Here is a 19,530-nt window from a genome sequence, read left to right as displayed (position 1 = left end):
ACGTTTAAGCATAGCTTTTTTAACTTTCTATTACCTTTCAAGTATTTCTGTCCCATGTCGATATGAAAATTTTATTAGTGGAAGACGATAATGTATTGTCCGATGGTTTGACCCATACGCTGTCCAAAAGCGGTTATTCAGTCACTTGTGCAACTAGCGGTAGCTATGCAGAGCATGCGTTGGCGGCGCAGGACTTTGACTTGATTGTCCTGGATTTGGGTTTGCCTGATATGGATGGTTTAAAGCTTTTGAAGCGCCTAAGAAGCCGGAAGATAGGTTTGCCCATTATCATATTGACGGCTCGGGACGGCATGAATGACCGTATTGAGGGAATAGCCCAGGGAGCGGATGATTATTTGACCAAACCGTTTGAATTACGAGAGCTGGAAGTGCGAATCAATGCTTTGATAAGGCGTTGTTATGGTGGTTTCAGTAACGTAATTCAAGTTGGCCGATTGTCATTGGATACACAAGATCATCAGATATCAGCTGATGGGCAATTACTATTACTTTCAGCCAGAGAATTCGGAGTTTTGGAAATGTTGTTAATGCAAGCGGGAAAAGTGGTTTGCAAAGAGCGGATTTCTCAACGCCTGTCCAATGATGGCGAGGGACTGGCCGACAATGCCATAGAAGTTTATGTCCACCGGTTGCGTAAACGAATTGAACCCTATGGCGCAGTGATAAGAACGGTCCGGGGCTTGGGTTATTTGCTTGAAACTTCAAAAAATGAATAAAAAAAGGAGCTTGAGGACAGAGATTATTCTGCGCTTGTCGGTGCCTGTCATTTTTTTCATGGCGGTTGAAACGGTGTTGTCTTATTTCACCACACTGCATTATGTCGATGAGGCCTATGATCGATGGCTGCTCGATTCTGCAAGGTCTTTAATGCAGGAAATCAAGCTTATAGAAGGACAGGCTGTAGTTGATTTGCCCCCGGAAGCGTTAGCTATTTTTAAATGGGATGATCTGGATAAAACCTATTTTAATGTTATCTCCGAGGAAAGAGGCTTATTGGCCGGCGATGCATTTGTACCCGAAACATTGGGCTCCTCGCAAGAAACTGAAAAGCCCATTTATTTCAATGCGATTGTCAATGACGAGTCGGTCAGAGTCGTGTCAATCAAGGTTCCTCTTGCTTATGAGGCGACGGAGACTATCCATATTCATGTCGCAGAAACACAGAAAAAGCGAAGAGTCATGATGTTCGATATTCTCATGGCGGATTTAATTCCTCAGCTTTTACTGGTCATAATGGCTGGGTTTTACTTGTTAAGGGGTGTTAAACGGGGGTTGCAGCCTTTACACGAACTGGCTGACGAAATAGCTCAGCGTTCACCGCAAGATTTAAGCCCGATTCCCGAATCTCATGTTTTTCAGGAAGTGCATACGCTCACGGACACGATTAATAACCTGTTTAATCGATTGGCTTTGGCAATTGCCGGTCAGCAACGCTTCATATCGAATGCCGCTCATCAACTGCGTACACCGCTGGCCGGACTTAAATTACAGGCAGAACGCGCGCTTCGAGAAAAAGATCTGGCAGAGATGAAGCCTGCTTTGGAGCAGATTCAGGTCAGTGCCGACCGAATGTCTCATTTGATAACTCAACTTTTGGTATTGGCTAAGTCAGGTCCTTTAGAGGCAGGCTATCAGCTTAAGCCTTTGGCGCTCTGTAAATTGGTCAAGGCGCTTGCGATTGATTATGCACCTTTAGCAATTCAGCACAACATGGAGTTGGTATTTGAAGGTCCTGATAACGATATTATCATTCAGGGCGATGAGATTCTGTTGCGGGAATTATTGGGTAATTTAATAGACAACGCGATTAAATACGGGCATGAGAGCGGTGTTATTGTTATTAGTGTACTTATTAAGCCCTATCCCTCGTTGATTGTCGAAGATGATGGGCCTGGTATTCCTGCAGCAGAGCAGGAAAAGATTTTTGAACGATTTTATCGTATTCCCGGCAGTCTGGGAGACGGTTGCGGTTTAGGACTTGCGATAGTCAAAGAAATTGCGATGCTTCATCAGGCTCAACTTAACCTGGGTAGCTCGGATCAATTGGGAGGAGGGCGGTTTGAGGTTATATTTAACGGAAAACCGGAAAATATGCGATAAAAGTAAGGATTTATCATGTCTTACGACCGGTATTTCGCTTAAATCCTTAACTATTGTGTTTAAAAGACCGGCTTGCCCTGGTTTTTGGTTAAAAAAGAATGACTATGCCATGAATTTTATCCATGTTAATCTGTTTAGCCAATTAAGAAGTCATAATGCCAGTGATTCTGGGGGCATTGGAGAGAGTTTTTTGTAAGCATCTACTCACCCCCTTCAATTTTATGGGGTGGAGGCGGGTGGCTTGAAAGGGCTTCTGCAACAGGGATGTTTCAGATGCTACAACAAGGCTGACTTTTTCTTTTGAATTATTGGAAATTGAACTCTTTATGAGGCCTTTTGAAAAATTGATTCGTGTTGCGATTGAAGAGGGTGCTCAAAATACGGTGAACAATATTAAGAACTTATTGGTGCCTGATGCAGTATCAGAAATCAACCCAGGCTGATTTTTGGGGCAGTTAGTCATTAGTTTTATGATTGCCTATGAGGTGTGCTGATTGGGCTGAAAAAACAAGTCGCATTATTTTAGTGTGGCTTATCGTAAATAAAATTCATAACGCTGAGGAGCTTGGCTCTGATCGTATCAATCAATGGAGTTAATTTATGCCTTTTATCACTGAAAAAGATCCCGGGCTCATTCCTCAGATACTCTCCGAGATACTGGATGAATGTGTTAACGGCGTCACTCTGGCGGATCCGGATTTACCAGATATGCCGATAGTTTATGCGAACAAAGCGTTCGAGACGATGACAGGATATTCTCAGGAAGATGTCATAGGACATAACTGCCGGTTTCTGCAGGGTCCTGACCGCGATCAAGATGCACGCTACCAGATTTTCCAGGCCATCCGGAATAATCAGGGGGTAGTCGTTACCCTTCGTAATTATAAGAAAAACGGGGAACTGTTTTTCAATCGACTCAAAATTATTCCTCTCTTTGATAGAAACGGCCGCATTATCTACTACCTGGGTGTTCAATACGACGTAACCGAGCAGGTTAAAGCCGATGAAAGAATTAAGGAATTAAGTTCCGGAATTTCTAGCGTGGCGGGTGAGTAGTTTAGCCTGTGACTAATATAACAAGCTATCAGAATACCTGTTGCACCATCCTAACGTTCATGAAGGTTGGCATCACCCCTGCACATGAAAGGCCGCCGTATGGCGCGGTTACTCGTTAGACAGGACGCCGTAAATACCTTAGTGCACGCTTGTCGGCAGCCTCCGCTGCCGACATCCTAGCCAGACACCCCCGCATCTTCTAAAGCCAGACGTTTTTTCGATTAGACAGGGCAGCTAAGCATTTCCGTTTTTTGAGGCCGGGAATGCTTGGGAACTTAACTTTTAAGCATTTAACGATTTAAGAACCGCCTGTAATGTTTCATTAGCATCCCCAAATAACATCCGGGTGTTTTCCATGACAAACAAAGGATTGCCGACACCGGCATAACCAGAAGCCATACTGCGTTTCATCGCTATCGTGGTATGACTCTTCCAGACTTCCAAAACCGGCATGCCGGCAATAGGGCTGTTTGGGTCGGTAAGCGCAGAGGGATTGACGATGTCATTGGCGCCTATCACGATACTGACATCGACATGTCCGAAATCTTCATTGACTTCTTCCATTTCAAAAACGATGTCATAAGGCACTTTCGCTTCGGCGAGCAAGACGTTCATATGCCCTGGCATACGCCCGGCTACCGGATGAATGCCGAATCGTACGGTTTTGCCCTGGTTACGCAGGAATTTGGTGATTTCAAAAACAGTATGCTGAGCTTGAGCTACCGCCATGCCGTAACCAGGAACGATCATAATACTTTTTGCAGCCGATAATAATTGTGCCGTCTCATCTGCGCTGATCGGAGTTACTTCACCTTCTATTGCAGCCGATTCGCCTCCCGAACTGGTGCCGAAACCACCGGCGATAACACTGATGAAGTTGCGATTCATGGCCCGGCACATGATATAACTCAAAATTGCGCCGCTGCTGCCAACCAATGCGCCCGTCACGATCAATAAATCGTTACTGAGCATAAAGCCGGTTGCCGCTGCCGCCCATCCGGAATAGCTGTTCAACATTGAAACCACGACCGGCATGTCCGCCCCGCCTATGGCCATAACCATATGAACGCCAAAAGCCAGGGCTATCAGTGTCATGAGTAACAAGGGAAATGTTCCGCCGCCGCTTTCAGCTTGTGACAGAAACACATTGCCTAGCAAAATGACAAAAACGAGTAAGCTCAAATTTAACCAGTGCCGTCCCGGCATTAAATAAGGTTTGCCGTCAATGCGGCCGCTCAGTTTGCCAAATGCGATTACTGAACCTGAAAAAGTGATAGCACCTATTAAAATGCCGACATAAATTTCAACTTCATGAATGGATTTTTCTATACCTTCCAGCGGCGATGAGCTATCCATGAAGTTGGCATAGCCGACAAGCACCGCAGCAAGTCCCACCAGGCTGTGCATGATGGCAACCAATTCAGGCATTTGGGTCATTTCAACTTTAGCGGCCGCTTTTGCGCCTATGAATCCGCCAATGAGCAGCGCGGTTATCAATATCGCATAAGCCGTTACGGAAGCGCTGAAAATGGTGGCTAAAATGGCGATGGTCATACCTGCCATGCCGAAATAGTTGCCTCTGCGAGCTGTTTCCTGATTACTTAGCCCGCTCAGGCTGAGTATGAACAAAATCGCAGCGCTGACGTAGGCCATAGAAACTAAACTTTGTGACATGCTGTTCTCCCTATTTTCTGAACATTTCCAACATGCGGCGGGTTACCAAAAAGCCCCCGGCGATGTTGATTGAGGCCACAAGCACGGCTAATCCGGCCAGCAGTGTGATTAAGAAACCCGGTGCCGAGACTTGAATCAGGGCGCCCAGTACTATGATGCCGCTAATGGCGTTGGTGACGCTCATCAGGGGGGTATGCAGAGAGGGCGAGACGTTCCAGATGACTTGGTAGCCGATAAAACAGGACAGCACAAATACGGTGAAATGCGACATAAAAGATGCCGGGGCTACCGAGCCTAACTGGTATAGAAGCAGGGCGCCCAGGATCATCGGAGCATATTGTTTGACAGGAGCAGGAATAATACTGGTTTTTGGCTGTTCGACTTTGACCGGAACCGAGGCCGCAGGTTTTGCCGCCGGTGCTACGGAAAGTGTCGGCGGTGGTGGCGGCCAGGTAATTTTTCCGGCTTTGATGACGGTGGCGCCGCGGATGACTTCATCTTCCATATTGACGTTCAGTTCGCCGTTTTTCTCGGGACACAAATCAGTCAACAAATGACGAATGTTGGTGGCATATAACTGACTGGCCTGGTTGGCCAGGCGGCTGGGTAAGTTACTGTAGCCGATAACGGTAACGCCGTGTTTGGAAATCACCTGATCTTTGGTGCTGACTTCGCAGTTTCCACCTTGTTCAGTGGCCAAATCGACTATAACGCTGCCCGGTTTCATAGACGCTACCATGGCCTCAGTGATTAGAACCGGTGCAGGTTTTCCAGGTATTAACGCAGTCGTGATGATGATATCGACTTCTTTGGCCTGCTGGGCAAACAAAGCCATTTCCGCTTCAATGAATTCTTTGGACATGGTCTTGGCGTATCCGCCTGTGCCGGAACCGTCTTCCTTGAAATCCAGCATCAAGAATTCGGCGTCCATGCTTTCAATTTGTTCTTTGACTTCAGGACGGGTATCGAAAGCTCTGACAATTGCGCCTAATGATTTTGCGGCGCCTATGGCCGCCAGCCCTGCTACTCCGGCGCCAATCACCAATACTTTGGCCGGTGGGATTTTACCGGCAGCGGTAATCTGGCCGGTAAAGAAGCGGCCGAAATGCTGAGCCGCTTCAACAACCGCACGATAACCGGCAATGTTGGCCATGGAGCTTAAGGCATCCATTTTTTGTGCTCGGGAAATGCGGGGAATGCTATCCATCGCGAAAACGGTCGCATTTTTTTTTGCCAGCTTTTGCAGCAGAGCCTCGTTTTGGGCAGGCCAGATGAAACTGATTAAATGCCCGCCTTTTTTGAGCAGGTCAGTTTCGTCTTTATTAATTTCGGGGTGCAGTTCGGGCGCTCTGATTTTTACGATAATATCGGAGTTTTTCCAGAGGGTGCGGGTGTTATTGATTATTTCTACGCCTACATTTTTGTAAGCTTCATCCGGAATATCTGCAGCGGAGCCCGCGCCACTTTCGATAGCGACTGAAAATCCGAGTTTGATCAATAGTTCTGCAACTTCGGGCGTTGTCGCAACGCGTTTTTCACCTTCGTGTACTTCTTTGGGGACACCAATTTTCATGAGACTTCCTTTAAGCTAAGACACAGAGAAACACATAGGGTTTAGGTATTTATTTCCAAGCCCGGAGCATAGGCAATTTATGGGGGTAATTCAACAAAATAATAAACGAATCAAACCCCATAGTAGGCTGATGGGAATAAAGAGCTTTCTAAAAATCAAAAAACATGAGAATCAACTTGAAATGATAGGCGTGGACTGATTTTTATGGTTAAAGGTAAAGTCAGCTGGCTGAATGCCCTTTTAAAAAAGCACTGTATTTGGTTTTTATGGCTGAGTTACCTTGTAAACTACTCTTCATGATTGGGCGGCAACTAAAATATCGGGTAACTTAAATTAATGAAATATTGTGTAAAAGACTTTATAGAAGCTCAGGGTGAGCTGCTTTTTGCTGTTGTCGAGTCGGGTATGGAGGCAGAAAAAGTCTTGTGCTTTCTGCGCTACGCCAAAATAAACGGCCTTTGGCAAAAATTATCCACTGAGCAAGCCGATCGCTATCTGGCTGACTATTTTCCGCATTATCTTTACTACTCATCTGCAAAAGATGTCTCGCTTCATGCGGTCAGTGAAACAGCGATCATTAAACATTATCAGCCCAGGCAGCGGTTGCAGATGTTAATGCAGCAACCGTCAAATCAGGCCGTTGAAGAAGATTTTAAAAATCTGCTCAAACATTTCATCGAATATGGCTTGGAAAGCACCCTGATTGGCGTGACAGGATCTTTGCTGCCCGGTGTTCATAATGACGATTCAGACATAGACCTGGTTTTTTACAACCGTCAGCAATTTCACTTTGCGCGCGATTTGGTCAAGCAACTGATTGATGAGCAGCATCTCGCTGCCTTGGATGATGCGAGTTGGGAAAGTTCCTATAGTCGCCGCTCATGCCATATTGATTTGGCGGACTATGTTTGGCATGAACAACGTAAATTCAATAAGGCGTTGATCAATGGGCGAAAATTCGATATCAGTCTGGCCATTGATACGCGCTTGTCTGATATAAATTATCAGAAAAAAGGCTTGGTTACTATTCAGGCAAAAGTCATTGATGATACTCAGGCATTTGATTCCCCTGCTGTTTTTGGCGTTGAAACAGGACCCATTGATATCATTTTGTGTTTTACTGCAACTTATGTGGGTCAGGCCTGCAAAGGTGAATGGATTGAAGTGTCGGGCATGCTGGAAGAGTCGTCTTGTGGGCATCAACGGATCGTGGTCGGTTCAAGCCGCGAAGCACCTGGAGAATTCATTCGGGTGATCCGGTGAAGGCTGTTTTTCCTGATGTTGACGCGGTCATTTTTGATATGGACGGCTTGGTGCTGGACACCGAAACAACTTATTTCACCGCTTGGCAGCACGCTGCAATGCGGATGGGTTATGTGTTGCCGGATGAGTTCTGCCGGTCGCTGAGCGGACTGCATTTTAAGCAGGTCAGTGAAATGATTTTGGCGTATTGCGGGCGGGATTTTTCACTGGACCATTTCAATCAGATTAGTGGTGAAATTTGGCGTGAACAGGTGCGTGATCAGGGTATCCCTGTAAAAAAAGGCTTTTTCAGTTTGTTAGGCGTCATAACGCAATTGAATTTGCCTTTTTGTCTCGCGACAAACAGTTTGCTGGCGAATGCGTTGGAATGCCTTGATTTGGCGAAACTCACTCATCTGTTCACAACCATTATTAGCCGCGAAATGAGTGTTAATCCAAAGCCGGCGCCGGATCTTTTTATCAAAGCTTCCGAGCTTTTGGCAGTTCCGATCGGCCGGTGTTTGGTGCTGGAAGATTCTTTATCCGGTGTCATGGCAGCAGTAAAGGCCGGAGGTATTGCCGTTTATGTACCTTCGCAGACTCCCCTGGATAAACGCGCTGAATTTTTGGCCGATTTTAATGCGATTGACCTGGATCTGGTCGCTCGGATGCTGGCCGGATAAGTTCACTTATTCGAGCTCCTATAGGCTATAATAAACGCTTTTTTGATGAAGATGACTCGGTTTGAAAGCGCAATTCTCTAAAGTGACTGTTATGGCTCCAGCCCGCCTGCATATGGGCTTTATTGATTTGAGCGGGGCGTTGGGGCGGCACTTTGGCAGTATCGGTGTTGCGCTCAATGAGATTGTAACCCGGCTTACCATTACCCGTTCTGATCGGCCTGTAGCCTCAGGTTTTTCTGAGGTTCGCGTTGCCAAACAGTTACAAAGCCTCTGTGCTGCGTTGAATGTCCCTGATACCGTTCATATTCACGTTGATGAAGCCATCCCCGAACATGTCGGATTGGGATCCGGCACGCAAATGGCCTTGGCGATTGGCATGGGCCTCAGTCACTTTTACGGTCTTACCTACAGTGTACGCGACATTGCTCAATTGACTGAGCGGGGACGGCGTTCCGGCATAGGAATCGGTGTCTTCGAGCGGGGTGGGTTGGTGGTGGATGGCGGTCGTGGTGAGCATACAATAACTCCCCCCGTGCTTTCCCAGATGGCTGTGCCCGAGAATTGGCGTTTTATCCTGGTCTTTGATAAGCGCGGGCAAGGCCTGCATGGCAAGCAGGAAATTGAAGCTTTCAAAGCCTTACCGCCCTTTTCCCAAACTGAAGCGGCGCGCTTGTGTTACCTGTTACTCATGCAAGGATTGCCAGCAATTGCCGAGCGTGACATCGCCAAATTTGGAGAAGTGATCACGCAGTTACAAAAAGCGGTTGGCGAACATTTTGCGTCGGCTCAGGGAGGCGTGTTTACCAGTAGCGAGGTGTCTAAGGCCATGTCGTGGTGTGAGCGTCATGGCGCTGTGGCGCTAGGTCAGACGTCTTGGGGTCCCACCGGCTTTTGTGCACTGGAAGGACTGGAATGTGCTGAAGCCCTTTGTTTAAAAGCTCAGCAGGAATTTTCCGGTTATGAGAATTTGCAATTTAAAACAGTGAGTGCCAGAAACAGTGGTGGTGAGATCACTGGTTTCGCCTAGGCATCGCCAGAATTTGCTCGTCTTTCGCGCTTGATATGTCTGAAGGAGTGAGGCCTAAGAGGGTGCTGATCGTTGCCCATTCAGGAAGAATGCTGGCGCAAGCGGCGAAGAACGCTGGTTTTATACCTTTGGTGGTGGATCTGTATGCAGATCAGGACACACAGGCCTTGTCGGCGAAGGTTTTTCAGGTCACCGAGCTCAGTCAGCAGTATTTGCTTCCTGTCTTGAATATGATTAAGCAGGAATATGTTGTCGATCATGCTTGTTTTGGCAGCGGTCTTGAAGCTTATCCCGAGAGCTTGTCAGCTTTGAGCAATGCGTTCAATCTAAGTGGCAATGTTCCTTCGGTTGTTCAAAAGATTCAGGATAAGGCTGTTTTTTTTTCAATTTTAAAACGCTTGGCCATTGCTTTTCCTGACACAGTTTTTTCAGCGCCGGACGATGATGCCGATTGGCTGATTAAGCCGATGCAGGGTCAGGGAGGCTTGGGCATAAGGCACCGTATCAGGCAGGATGATTTTCACGATAATGTTTATTGGCAACGCTATATCGAGGGTGTGCCCGGTTCGGTTTTGTTTCTAGCCAATAGCTGCCAAAGCCACATCATTGGTTTCAACACCCAGTGGTGCAGGCGCGATGATGATCAGCACGCCTTTCTGTTTTCCGGTGTGATCAATCAAAGTCCGTTAAACGAATTTCAACAGCAAACCGTCGCTGAGTGGCTGGAATTGCTGGTTTCCGAGTTAGGTTTAACCGGCCTCAATTCGTTGGATTTTATGGTTCAGGGCGATAAGGTGCTGGTGGTAGAAATTAATCCCCGGCCTTCTGCGAGCATGCAATTGTATGACATGGGCGGCCTGATGGCGGCCCAAATTGATCCTTTGGCAGGACTGATGCCTGGGCACAGTTTTCGATATGATGGTTTTTGCGCTTATCAGGTCGTCTTTGCCGGGCAGGATCTGCTTGTTCCTGATGCCGTTTGCTGGCCGGTCCATGCTGTCGATTTGCCCGGTCCAGGCCAGCGCATTAGACAAGGTTCGCCTTTATGCAGTTTGATTGTCCGCAACGCCACCGTTGAAGGTCTTTTGCAGGCTCTGAAGGCGACCCGGAAACGAATTTTTCAAATCTTCAATACAGGATAAACAATGCATTACACAGCTAGCGTTAATAAACTGACTCAACCTTTGGTTAAACAATTGATTGATCAGGCGGATAAATTCCGTGTGGGTGTAGAGAGGCTCGAAAACGGGTGTACAGTGATTGATGCAGGTATCAAGTTTCCTGGTGGACTGGAAGCAGGCCGGTTGATAGCTGAAATATGCCTGGGTGGCATGGGGACTGTTACTTTGACGCACAGTACCTATACGGCTGATTGGCCGCTAAGTGTCAATGTGCATACCGGTAATCCGGTTTTGGGTTGCCTGGGTAGCCAGTATGCGGGTTGGAGTTTGTCGCATGAAAAATACTATGCGCTGGGTTCGGGTCCTGCGCGTGCGATGGCGTTCAAAATTAAAGACGGTAAACGTGAGCCGGTAGAAGAGCTCTACAAAGAATTGAGCTATCAGGATAGCGCTGACGAAACAGTGCTAGTCATTGAAAACGATGCAGTGCCCCCTCTGGCGATTGTAGAAAAGGTAGCTGCTGCCTGTGGGATTGAGCCGTCAAAATTGACAATTATTGTGACGCCCACCAGTAGTTTGGCGGGCGGCGTGCAAGTTGTGTCCAGGGTGTTGGAAGTGGCCATGCATAAAGCCCATGCCCTGCATTTCCCCCTGGAAAATATAGTCGATGGCAGCGGCAGTGCTCCAATCTGTCCGCCCCATCCTGATTTTATCAAGGCGATGGGTCGAACCAACGATGCCATTCTGTTTGCAGGCCAAGTTCACCTGTTCGTAAAAGGGAGTGATGCGGATGCTGAAAAACTGGCCAATGAATTGCCTAGCTCAACCTCCAAAGATTACGGCAAGCCATTTGCACAAGTTTTCAAGGAATATGGCTATGATTTTTTCAAAGTCGATCCGATGTTATTCAGCCCTGCCAGCGTCATCGTAACCGCAGTGGAATCGGGGAAAAGTTTTAGAGCAGGGCAGTTGGATAATGCTTTGTTGAATCAATCCTTTGGCCGATAAACAACAGTCAGATCGATGTCAGGGGCCGCTTGTGTGGTCTCATTCCGAAATTTAACTTATTGATTAATGATTGTGGGCAGCATAGCAATATTTACGGACGATCCCGGTTGGCATGGCAGGCAGTTGGTTCAGGCGTTTGCCAAACGGGGCTATGACAGCGTTTATAGCTCTTTGACGGCCTGTAAGATTCAACTGGAGCATGAGCTTTTACCGATTCATATTCCCGGTTTTGAGCAATCTCTACCGGATGCTGTTTTCGTCCGGGGTGTGCCCGGCGGATCGCTGGAAGAGGTCGTTTTTTACCTGGACATTCTGCATGGGTTAAAAATTCTGGGTATTCCTGTTTATAACGACGGTCATGCCATTGAGCGCAGTGTTGATAAGGCGATGACCAGTTTTTTGTTGCAGCACCATAGGATTGCTACGCCGCCCACTTGGGTGCTGCGAGACAGGGAAGACGCCTTGGCTTTGGTTGAGCAGGAATTACAGAATGGCCATATGGTTATCAGTAAGCCTCTCTTTGGCTCGCAAGGCGAAGGCATCCGGCGACTGGAGAAAATGACGGATTTGATCTGGCTGACCGGCAGTCATGGCATTTACTACCTGCAGCGGTTTGTTGAATGTGAGGGGCTTGGTTATTCGGATCATCGCGTCTTTATAATTAACGGCAAAGCGGTTGCGGCAATGCGAAGAAAAGGGCTGTCCTGGTTGAATAATGTAGCCCGGGGGGCTGCATGCGAAGAAATTGTTCTGGATCCGGTGATGGCCGAGTTAGCGGTGCAAGCGGCACAGGCTTTATCCATGAGCTATGCTGGCGTTGACATTATTCGTGATAAAGACGGTCACTATGTGGTGATTGAGGTCAATAGCATTCCTGCATGGAAAGGCTTGCAAAGTGTCTGCAACATTTCAATAGCCGACTTGCTGGTAGAGGATATGCTTAAGCAACTTGCCTGTTCCCGTCAATCACGGCTGATGGCGATGGCGTAATGATTTCGCACTTACAGTTGGCGGAGCTCTATATAAGCGCCTGCGAAATTGAATTACAGGCTTTTAAGCCGGGCAATGTCAGTGTTTATTCGGCGGGTCATGATATGACGGTCGATGATTTCAGGCTAAGTGCTGCCGCAAGTGCACCGGCGATCAGTAACCCCGGTTATTCATTGGGAGAAAAAATTTATTACGCAGTGCAAGCCACGCGGGAAGCGGTTGGCTGCAACACCAATCTGGGCATCATATTACTGTGTGCGCCACTGTTTGAGGCTGCGCAACAGGCGATTGCCGGGCAATCGATAAGAGCCAGCCTGCATAATGTTCTTAATCATACGACGTGCGAAGATGCTGACTGGGTGTTTAAGGCCATTGCTTTGGCATCGCCAGGCGGGTTGGGCCAGGCAAGTGAGCAGGATGTTCATTCAGCGCCAAGTGTTACCCTGACAGATGCAATGAAACTGGCCTGTGCAAGGGACAGAATTGCCTTGCAATATGTAACAGATTTTAAAGATATTTATGAATTGAGTATTTTAAGCTATAATGGCGGCTTAACTCGATGGGGTTCATGTTATTGGGCGGCGGCTTCGGTATATACTACGCTTCTTGCTCGCTATCCTGATAGCCACATTGAGCGAAAATATGGCGATCGTTACACCGGATGGGTGGCAGAGAAAATGGCTGCTATCAATTCGCAGCTGCAGGGCGCAACTGATCCGGAAGATATATTGCCTTTACTTTATCAAGTTGATAAAGAATTAAAAGCACATCATATCAATCCCGGAACAACTGCAGACCTGACAGTAGCAACGGTGATGGCTGTATTTTTAGAGGATCTTGTCAAGTAGGTGATTTATACTTCAGATAAGGTTTCAGACGGAATTGATCACTTAAATATACCTGTGACATTTCCTAATGTCTGTATAGATTTAAACTTTTTATTTTTTTTCTCCGAAGGAAACAACAAGCATGGCTAAAATAACAAACTTGCGCGTAGGCGAATCATTAATAGGCGAAGGCAACGAAGTTGCACACATCGACTTAATCATTGGCCCACGCGGTTCAGCTGCAGAAACTGCTTTTGCAAACACTTTGACCAATAACAAAGACGGCTTTTCAAGCTTATTAGCTGTTGTTGCACCTAACCTGATGGTTAAGCCTGCAACTGTTATGTTCAATAAAGTAACCATTAAAGGTTCTAAACAAGCTGTTCAAATGTTTGGACCAGCACAACGCGGCGTAGCTATGGCTGTTGCTGATTGCGTAGAAAACGGCACAATTCCAGCTGACGAAGCAGACAACCTGTTCGTATCAGTCGGTGTTTTCATTCACTGGTTGGCTGAAGACAACGCTAAAATTCAAGAGTACAACTACAAAGCAACTAAAGAAGCGCTTGAGCGTGCTGTTGCCGGCTTACCAACTGCTGCTGAAGTAGTTGCTGCCAAAGGAACTGCTGTTCATCCTTTTGCTGCTAACTAAGCGATTCATTTCGTCTGGTTAAAAAATACCCCGTTTCGGGGTATTTTTTTGCCTGAAAGATTTGTTTGTCTTATTTTTCCAGATGTTCAAGTTCTCTCTTACCGATAGCGCCGGAATGCAAGGCGCTTGCGACAAGTGCCTGATGTATGTCCAATTTTTTTAGTGTCACTAAATCAGCCAGATTGCGAATGCCACCGGCAGCGACAAATTGCTTGTCTGGATAGTGGATTTTAAATTGTTTCAACAGGTTAAAATCAGGTCCTTCAAAACTCCCGACTTTATTAAGATTCATGATAATGATGGTTTCAGGCCAAAATCGGATGTCTTCGAATACAGTTGCCGCACCCAGTTTTTTATCTTTTGTGTGATCCAGGGATAAAATGTAGCTACCGTTCATCTGAATCAAACGGGTCAAATCCGACTCCTCAAGTGATTCTGAACCGATGACCGGAACAGCGTTTTTAAAATCGCTGTATGGTCTTTCAAAATAGGTATAGCCCTGATCTATCCAAAATACCGTGTGCGGGAAGCTGCGGAGAACGGCTTTAATTTCTTTTTGATGCGAGCCATTGCCAGTGATGGCGTCAAGATCGGCCAGATAAAATAACTTAAATGGATGCAGCTTGAGTAAAGCCTCAATGATAATGATAGCCTCGTGGGATGCGCATAATCCGGATTTTATGGGTTGATAGTGTTCCCTTTGGCCGTACTTGGCCGCCACGACACATCCGTCTTTTAAATCAATGACCGGTATTATTTGCATAGCATTATTAATAGTGTGTTACGGACTTGTTAACTTTATCGTCATTTCTCGCTGAACGGTTATGTTAATGGAATGTTACAATATCATCCGTTATTTTTTGAAGCGGCATTCGATTGGGCCTATATGAAGCTCCTGGTTTTTGAATATATTACCGGTGGAGGTTGTTGTTCTGAACGTGTCCCTGAACATTTGGTTAACGAGGGACTGTTAATGCTGACCGCCTTGTTAAGGGATCTGGCTGAGCTGGATGGCGTCCAGGTCACTGTTATGGTTGATGCTCGAATATTGCCTTCGATAAGTTTCGATTTGACTCGGTTCAATACAGTGCCCGTTTATGCAGAGCTCGATTGGGTTGAGGTCATGGAAATGCTCTTGCCCTGTTGCGATGGCGTTTGGCCAGTCGCTCCCGAAATGAATAATACGCTGTTGAATTTGACTCGGCGTATTAACGCACACGGCAAAATACTGTTGTCATCTTCCGAGCAGGCGGTGGCTTTGACTGCCAATAAGTTCAATACATGGGAAACACTGGTAGCCCATGGCATTAAAACAGTGCCAACCGAACGCTATACTTCTGAGCGTTTGGCAACCACCGGCCTGTTTGTGATTAAACCGATTGATGGCATGGGGTGTGAAACGACATATTTAATAGATAAAGGCATTCTTTCCGTAGCGTTGGATGCTCCGGAACGATACATTATTCAACCCTATATTGAAGGTCAGCCAATTAGCTTTTCCTGTTTGTTTGACGGCGGAAATGCACGGCTCATTTGTGTCAATACGCAAGTGATAGAAATTGATAGTGGGCAATTTAAATTAGTTAAATGTCTCGTTAATTCAGATGTTCAAACCACTGTGCATCAAGCTCTGGTCGATCGCATAGCCAAGGCTTTTCCGGGTTTATGGGGTTATGTCGGCATAGACCTGATTGAACATGACTCTCAACTGTATGTTTTAGAAATTAACCCTCGATTGACTACATCTTATGCCGGTATTTATGACGCATTGGGGCTTAATATTGCCGGGACGGTCATCCAAATGAATGAAAAAATCCCAGAACTTGTGGCTAAAAACAATAAAACTGTAACTGTTTCCGTCAGCCGGATTACAAATGCAAATTGACGTGGTAGGCTGGGATATCGGTGGCGCGCACCTGAAAGCTGTCGTGTTGGATGCGCAGGGTGCACCTGTTCAGGTTTTGCAACACCCTTGTCCGTTATGGAAAGGCCTGGATCAATTGCAAAGTGCTGTTAATGAATTGTTGAAAATAGTACCCCCTCACCCTGTTCGCCATGTAATCACAATGACAGGCGAGTTGGCGGATTGTTTTCAAAGTCGGTCAGAGGGTGTGGAGCAAATTCTAAACGTCATGAAATCTGTGCTGCCTGTGGGTAATTTGAGTGTATACGCAGGGTCACTGGGCTTTCTGCACATTGATTCGATCAACGAAGGGAATTATCAGGCTATTGCTTCTGCCAACTGGTTGGCGAGTGCAGATTATGCTGCGAAACAGTGCGGGAACGGGCTTTTTATCGATATAGGCAGCACTACCACCGATATACTGGCGCTTGCCAATGGACAAGTGCTGGCACAAGGGTTAACCGATTATGAAAGGCTCATTACCCGTGAGTTGATTTATACCGGTGTGGTTCGCACCGCGGTGATGGCGATTGCCAACCGGTTTTTTTTCAAGGGTCATGATGTGGGTGTAATGGCTGAGTACTTTGCTACGATGGCGGATGTGTACAGGCTCACAGAAGAACTGGATGAAGCTCATGATCAATATGAAACAGCCGACGGTGCAGAGAAAACCCGACAGGCCAGTGCGAAACGTCTCGCACGGATGATAGGGCAAGAATGGCAAGATGAGCCTTTATTCAGTTGGTCTCAGTTGGCTCAATCAATCCGGGCCGAACAAATTAGAACTATTCAATTAGGATGTGAGCGGCAATTATCCAGATCTTGCTGGACGCAACCACCGCCCTTGATTGGTGCCGGTGTGGGCCGCTTTTTGGTTAAACAGCTGGCCGTTAACATGGGCATGTCTTATATGGATTTTAATGACTTGCTGCCGAATGTGCCCGAAACATCGGGATTGAGTCCGGCTGATTGCGCGCCTGCGTTGGCCATCGCTTTCTTGTCAAGAAGCTAAAAAACACAGTTAATTGAGCATTGATCTAATGTCTTCACCGATAAAAACCATTCACCCGCTGCCTTATTTTGAAGACAGCGCGCAACTTTTTGCGCCTTTGTCCGGACAGCCCTGGGCGGTGTTTCTGGATAGCGGTTTTCCCAGTGTTCAACAAGGCCGATTTGATATCATCGCGGCCGAGCCGGTTTGCACATTGATGACGCATGGACAGATCACTGCCATTGAAAGAGATGGAGAAACAATTTTTTCTGATGAAGATCCTTTCGAACTCGTTAAGCAGGCTTTGAACCTGGATTGGCCCGCTTTACCGGATATACCTTTCAACGGTGGAGCGATCGGTTATTTTGCTTACGATTTAGCGCGCCGGTTGGAAAAAATGCCGCAGATCAGCACAGATGAGGAGCATCTTGCCGAAATGGCGGTAGGAATTTATCTTTGGGCCGTGGTGGTTGATCACGAAAAAATGCAAAGTCAGCTGATCGGTTTTCTGACTGAAAAACAGCGTGAAGAACTGGTTGCCCGCTTCAGTCAGTTGCCGGAGACGTGCCCGGAAAAACAATTTGAGGTGACCGGGCCGATAGCATTTAATATGGATCAAGCCGGTTATGAACTGGCTTTTAACCGGATCAAACATTATCTGAAAGAGGGAGACTGCTATCAGGTTAATTTATCGCAACGGTTTTGTGCGCCTTGCCAAGGAGAGCCCTGGGTGGCTTATCTCAAACTCAGAGAATTGAATGCAGCTCCATTCAGTTGTTTTATGAAAACGCCCGAGGCAACCGTTCTGAGTTCATCGCCCGAACGCTTTCTCAAAGTGCATGAAAGACGGGTTGAAACCAAACCGATTAAAGGAACTCGGCCTCGCCGGGCTATCATTCTTGAAGATCAGGAGCAAGCCGCATTACTTGAAAACAGCGATAAAGACCGCGCTGAAAATGTGATGATTGTCGATTTACTGCGGAATGACATCAGTAAAACCTGTAAAAAAGGCTCTGTAAAAGTACCTAAATTGTTTGCTGTTGAAAGTTATGCGACCGTTCACCATTTGGTGAGCACCGTGACGGGTGAATTGGCAGACGGTAGGCATGCGCTGGATTTGCTTAAAAGCTGTTTTCCGGGCGGGTCGATCACCGGTGCGCCAAAAATTCGCGCCATGGAAGTCATTGAAGAACTGGAGCCGAATAGACGAGGAATATACTGCGGCGCAATCGGCTATATCGGCTTTGATGGTAATATGGACACCAATATCGTCATCCGAACCCTGATTGAATCAGCGGGAACAATACGTTTCTGGGCGGGCGGCGGTATTGTCAATGATTCCGAAATGACCGACGAATATCAGGAGTGTTTCGATAAAGCATCTGCACTGCTCGAAGTATTGCAGCAAATGCAACCTGCATGAAAGTTGTAAAAGTGGGCGGTAGTCTGGAGCGCTGCAGTAACTTAAAGGCTTATCTGACGAAAATAGATGAGCATTATCCTTCGGATTTAATTATTGTGCCGGGCGGCGGTGTCTTTGCCGATACCGTGCGGCAAACCCAGCAGCGTTGGCAATTTGAAGATGTTAGAGCCCATCAGATGGCGATTATCGCGATGCAGCAAATGGCGCTGTTATTTCAATCGATTCTGAGTGGCTTCCATTTTGCGGATAGTTTACAAGAAATCAACGAAAGGGTTAGCAATGGAGAGCGATTGATCTGGTGGCCCGATTTTAAATTGCTGGAGCAGGCTGGAATTGCTGCTAGTTGGGATGTCACGTCGGACAGTTTGGCTGCCTGGCTGGCAGGCGCGGTGAATGCGGACGAATTGATTCTGGTTAAATCTGTGGAAATTCCGGCAGGCTTGGATCTGCCCGCATTAACCCGGTTGGGTATTGTCGACCCTTGTTTTATAGAATTTACAAAAAATAACGCTTATCGCATTACCCTCATTAATAAAGATGCACTCTAAATGGAAGACATTAACCTGATTCAAAAAACAGTCAATTTGATAAACCGTTATTTAAAAAGACAATTACGAAAAGTTTATTACCAGGCAAGGGAGTCTTTGGGGCATCATAAGCGGGACATCGTCGTTTGTCAGGTTGAACAGGCCTGCGAAAGTTTACAAGATACCAAAGTTCATTTTGAAGGGGCGTTGGAACGGTTTAAAGCCATTGTGGTTATGGATGAATCGTCGCTTGAACATAAATACAGGCTTTTGCAGCGCCAGTATGATTTTTGCAAGACAAAGGCCGATACGGTAACTCAGCGGATCAAAGCCATTGAAGAAGTCAGTAACGCGCTGTTTGTCGAGTGGGAAAGCGAACTGAATGAATATTCCAACCGTTCGCTAAAAGCCCGCAGCCGCCAGCAACTTAAACTATCCCAGCAGCATTATGCAAGACTGATCAAAGCCATGCAGCGCGCTGAAGCGAGAATCTCACCGGTGTTAATGGCATTTAAAGATCAGGTCCTTTATCTCAAGCACAATCTGAATGCTCAGGCTATTTCTGCGATAGAGCATGAATTTATAGAAATCAGCCTGGATATGTCTCAACTGATTCAGGCAATGGAAATGACAATTGCCGAAGCCAGCCAGTTTGTTGCCAGTTTATCGGAGCAAAAAGCGTTGCCGGGATACTGAGCGGCAGGCTGTTAAA

20 protein-coding genes are annotated in these 19,530 nt (G+C 46.7%); 17 read left to right on the top strand and 3 right to left on the bottom strand.

The features are described 5' to 3' along the window. Positions 1-62: 62 nt before the first annotated feature. From GO003_RS21450 to GO003_RS21440, 4 genes are all read left to right on the top strand, one after another. Positions 63-737: a response regulator gene (locus tag GO003_RS21450; protein WP_159658419.1), complete on the top strand. Its 675-nt coding sequence runs from the start codon at positions 63-65 to the stop codon at positions 735-737. Beyond that, positions 730-2,121, top strand: a complete 1,392-nt coding sequence (locus tag GO003_RS21445) for a sensor histidine kinase (RefSeq protein ID WP_159658420.1) — start codon at positions 730-732, stop codon at positions 2,119-2,121. The genes GO003_RS21450 and GO003_RS21445 overlap by 8 nt, the downstream gene beginning before the upstream one ends. A gap of 308 nt (positions 2,122-2,429) precedes the next feature. Then, a complete protein-coding gene (locus GO003_RS26300) occupies positions 2,430-2,564 on the top strand; it encodes a hypothetical protein (protein WP_269144437.1) in 135 nt (44 codons plus the stop codon). A gap of 157 nt (positions 2,565-2,721) precedes the next feature. Beyond that, on the top strand, positions 2,722-3,177 hold the full coding sequence (locus tag GO003_RS21440) for a PAS domain-containing protein (protein WP_159658421.1): 456 nt from the start codon (positions 2,722-2,724) through the stop codon (positions 3,175-3,177). Positions 3,178-3,459: 282 nt separating this feature from the next. Here the strand turns inward: GO003_RS21440 and pntB are convergent, their stop codons facing one another. After that, the gene (gene pntB, locus GO003_RS21435) at positions 3,460-4,851 is read right to left on the bottom strand and encodes a Re/Si-specific NAD(P)(+) transhydrogenase subunit beta (protein ID WP_159658422.1); all 1,392 of its coding nucleotides are present in this window, start codon (positions 4,849-4,851) and stop codon (positions 3,460-3,462) included. A gap of 10 nt (positions 4,852-4,861) precedes the next feature. After that, entirely contained in the window at positions 4,862-6,424 is a 1,563-nt protein-coding gene (locus tag GO003_RS21430) for a Re/Si-specific NAD(P)(+) transhydrogenase subunit alpha (RefSeq protein ID WP_159658423.1), read from the bottom strand. Between the two features lie 336 nt (positions 6,425-6,760). On the opposite strand from GO003_RS21430, the gene GO003_RS21425 reads away from it, so the two are divergent. The 8 genes from GO003_RS21425 (at position 6,761) to fae (ending at position 13,974) form a co-directional block, all read left to right on the top strand. Continuing rightward, positions 6,761-7,687 (top strand): hypothetical protein, encoded by a 927-nt coding sequence (locus tag GO003_RS21425; RefSeq protein WP_159658424.1) that lies wholly within the window; start codon positions 6,761-6,763, stop codon positions 7,685-7,687. Continuing rightward, entirely contained in the window at positions 7,684-8,349 is a 666-nt protein-coding gene (locus GO003_RS21420) for an HAD family hydrolase (protein ID WP_159658425.1), read from the top strand. The genes GO003_RS21425 and GO003_RS21420 overlap by 4 nt, the downstream gene beginning before the upstream one ends. Positions 8,350-8,440: 91 nt before the next feature. Then, positions 8,441-9,376, top strand: coding sequence for a beta-ribofuranosylaminobenzene 5'-phosphate synthase family protein (locus GO003_RS21415; protein WP_159658426.1), 936 nt, complete (start codon positions 8,441-8,443; stop codon positions 9,374-9,376). A gap of 35 nt (positions 9,377-9,411) precedes the next feature. Next, positions 9,412-10,518: an ATP-grasp domain-containing protein gene (locus tag GO003_RS21410; protein WP_159658427.1), complete on the top strand. Its 1,107-nt coding sequence runs from the start codon at positions 9,412-9,414 to the stop codon at positions 10,516-10,518. 3 nt (positions 10,519-10,521) lie between these two features. Further along, complete coding sequence (gene mch / locus GO003_RS21405) at positions 10,522-11,505, top strand: methenyltetrahydromethanopterin cyclohydrolase (protein ID WP_159658428.1); 984 nt, start codon at positions 10,522-10,524, stop codon at positions 11,503-11,505. Between the two features lie 72 nt (positions 11,506-11,577). Then, positions 11,578-12,495 (top strand): ATP-grasp domain-containing protein, encoded by a 918-nt coding sequence (locus GO003_RS21400; RefSeq protein WP_206444751.1) that lies wholly within the window; start codon positions 11,578-11,580, stop codon positions 12,493-12,495. After that, entirely contained in the window at positions 12,495-13,343 is an 849-nt protein-coding gene (locus GO003_RS21395) for a triphosphoribosyl-dephospho-CoA synthase (protein ID WP_159658430.1), read from the top strand. The genes GO003_RS21400 and GO003_RS21395 overlap by 1 nt, the downstream gene beginning before the upstream one ends. Before the next feature lie 121 nt (positions 13,344-13,464). After that, positions 13,465-13,974 (top strand): formaldehyde-activating enzyme, encoded by a 510-nt coding sequence (gene fae, locus GO003_RS21390; RefSeq protein WP_159658431.1) that lies wholly within the window; start codon positions 13,465-13,467, stop codon positions 13,972-13,974. Positions 13,975-14,044: 70 nt separating this feature from the next. On the opposite strand, the gene GO003_RS21385 is transcribed toward fae, so the two are convergent. Next, the gene (locus tag GO003_RS21385) at positions 14,045-14,737 is read right to left on the bottom strand and encodes a HisA/HisF-related TIM barrel protein (protein ID WP_159658432.1); all 693 of its coding nucleotides are present in this window, start codon (positions 14,735-14,737) and stop codon (positions 14,045-14,047) included. Positions 14,738-14,809: 72 nt separating this feature from the next. Between GO003_RS21385 and GO003_RS21380 the strand changes: the two genes are divergently transcribed. The 5 genes from GO003_RS21380 to GO003_RS21360 are packed head-to-tail and all read left to right on the top strand — an operon-like array spanning position 14,810 to position 19,514. Continuing rightward, positions 14,810-15,859 carry an ATP-grasp domain-containing protein gene (locus tag GO003_RS21380; RefSeq protein WP_159658433.1) on the top strand — a complete coding sequence of 350 codons (1,050 nt, stop codon included), beginning with the start codon at positions 14,810-14,812 and terminating at the stop codon, positions 15,857-15,859. Then, complete coding sequence (locus tag GO003_RS21375) at positions 15,849-16,889, top strand: hydantoinase/oxoprolinase family protein (RefSeq protein ID WP_159658434.1); 1,041 nt, start codon at positions 15,849-15,851, stop codon at positions 16,887-16,889. Before GO003_RS21380 ends, GO003_RS21375 begins: the two co-directional genes overlap by 11 nt. Before the next feature lie 28 nt (positions 16,890-16,917). Continuing rightward, positions 16,918-18,291 (top strand): aminodeoxychorismate synthase component I, encoded by a 1,374-nt coding sequence (gene pabB, locus GO003_RS21370; RefSeq protein ID WP_159658435.1) that lies wholly within the window; start codon positions 16,918-16,920, stop codon positions 18,289-18,291. Continuing rightward, positions 18,288-18,839: an amino acid kinase family protein gene (locus tag GO003_RS21365; protein WP_159658436.1), complete on the top strand. Its 552-nt coding sequence runs from the start codon at positions 18,288-18,290 to the stop codon at positions 18,837-18,839. Before pabB ends, GO003_RS21365 begins: the two co-directional genes overlap by 4 nt. Beyond that, positions 18,840-19,514 carry a DUF2959 domain-containing protein gene (locus GO003_RS21360; RefSeq protein ID WP_159658437.1) on the top strand — a complete coding sequence of 225 codons (675 nt, stop codon included), beginning with the start codon at positions 18,840-18,842 and terminating at the stop codon, positions 19,512-19,514. It begins immediately after the preceding gene. Positions 19,515-19,530: the final 16 nt, after the last annotated feature.

Source organism: Methylicorpusculum oleiharenae (assembly GCF_009828925.2).
GTDB classification, from domain to species: Bacteria; Pseudomonadota; Gammaproteobacteria; order Methylococcales; family Methylomonadaceae; genus Methylicorpusculum; species Methylicorpusculum oleiharenae.
This window is presented reverse-complemented; position numbering and strand designations above follow the sequence as displayed.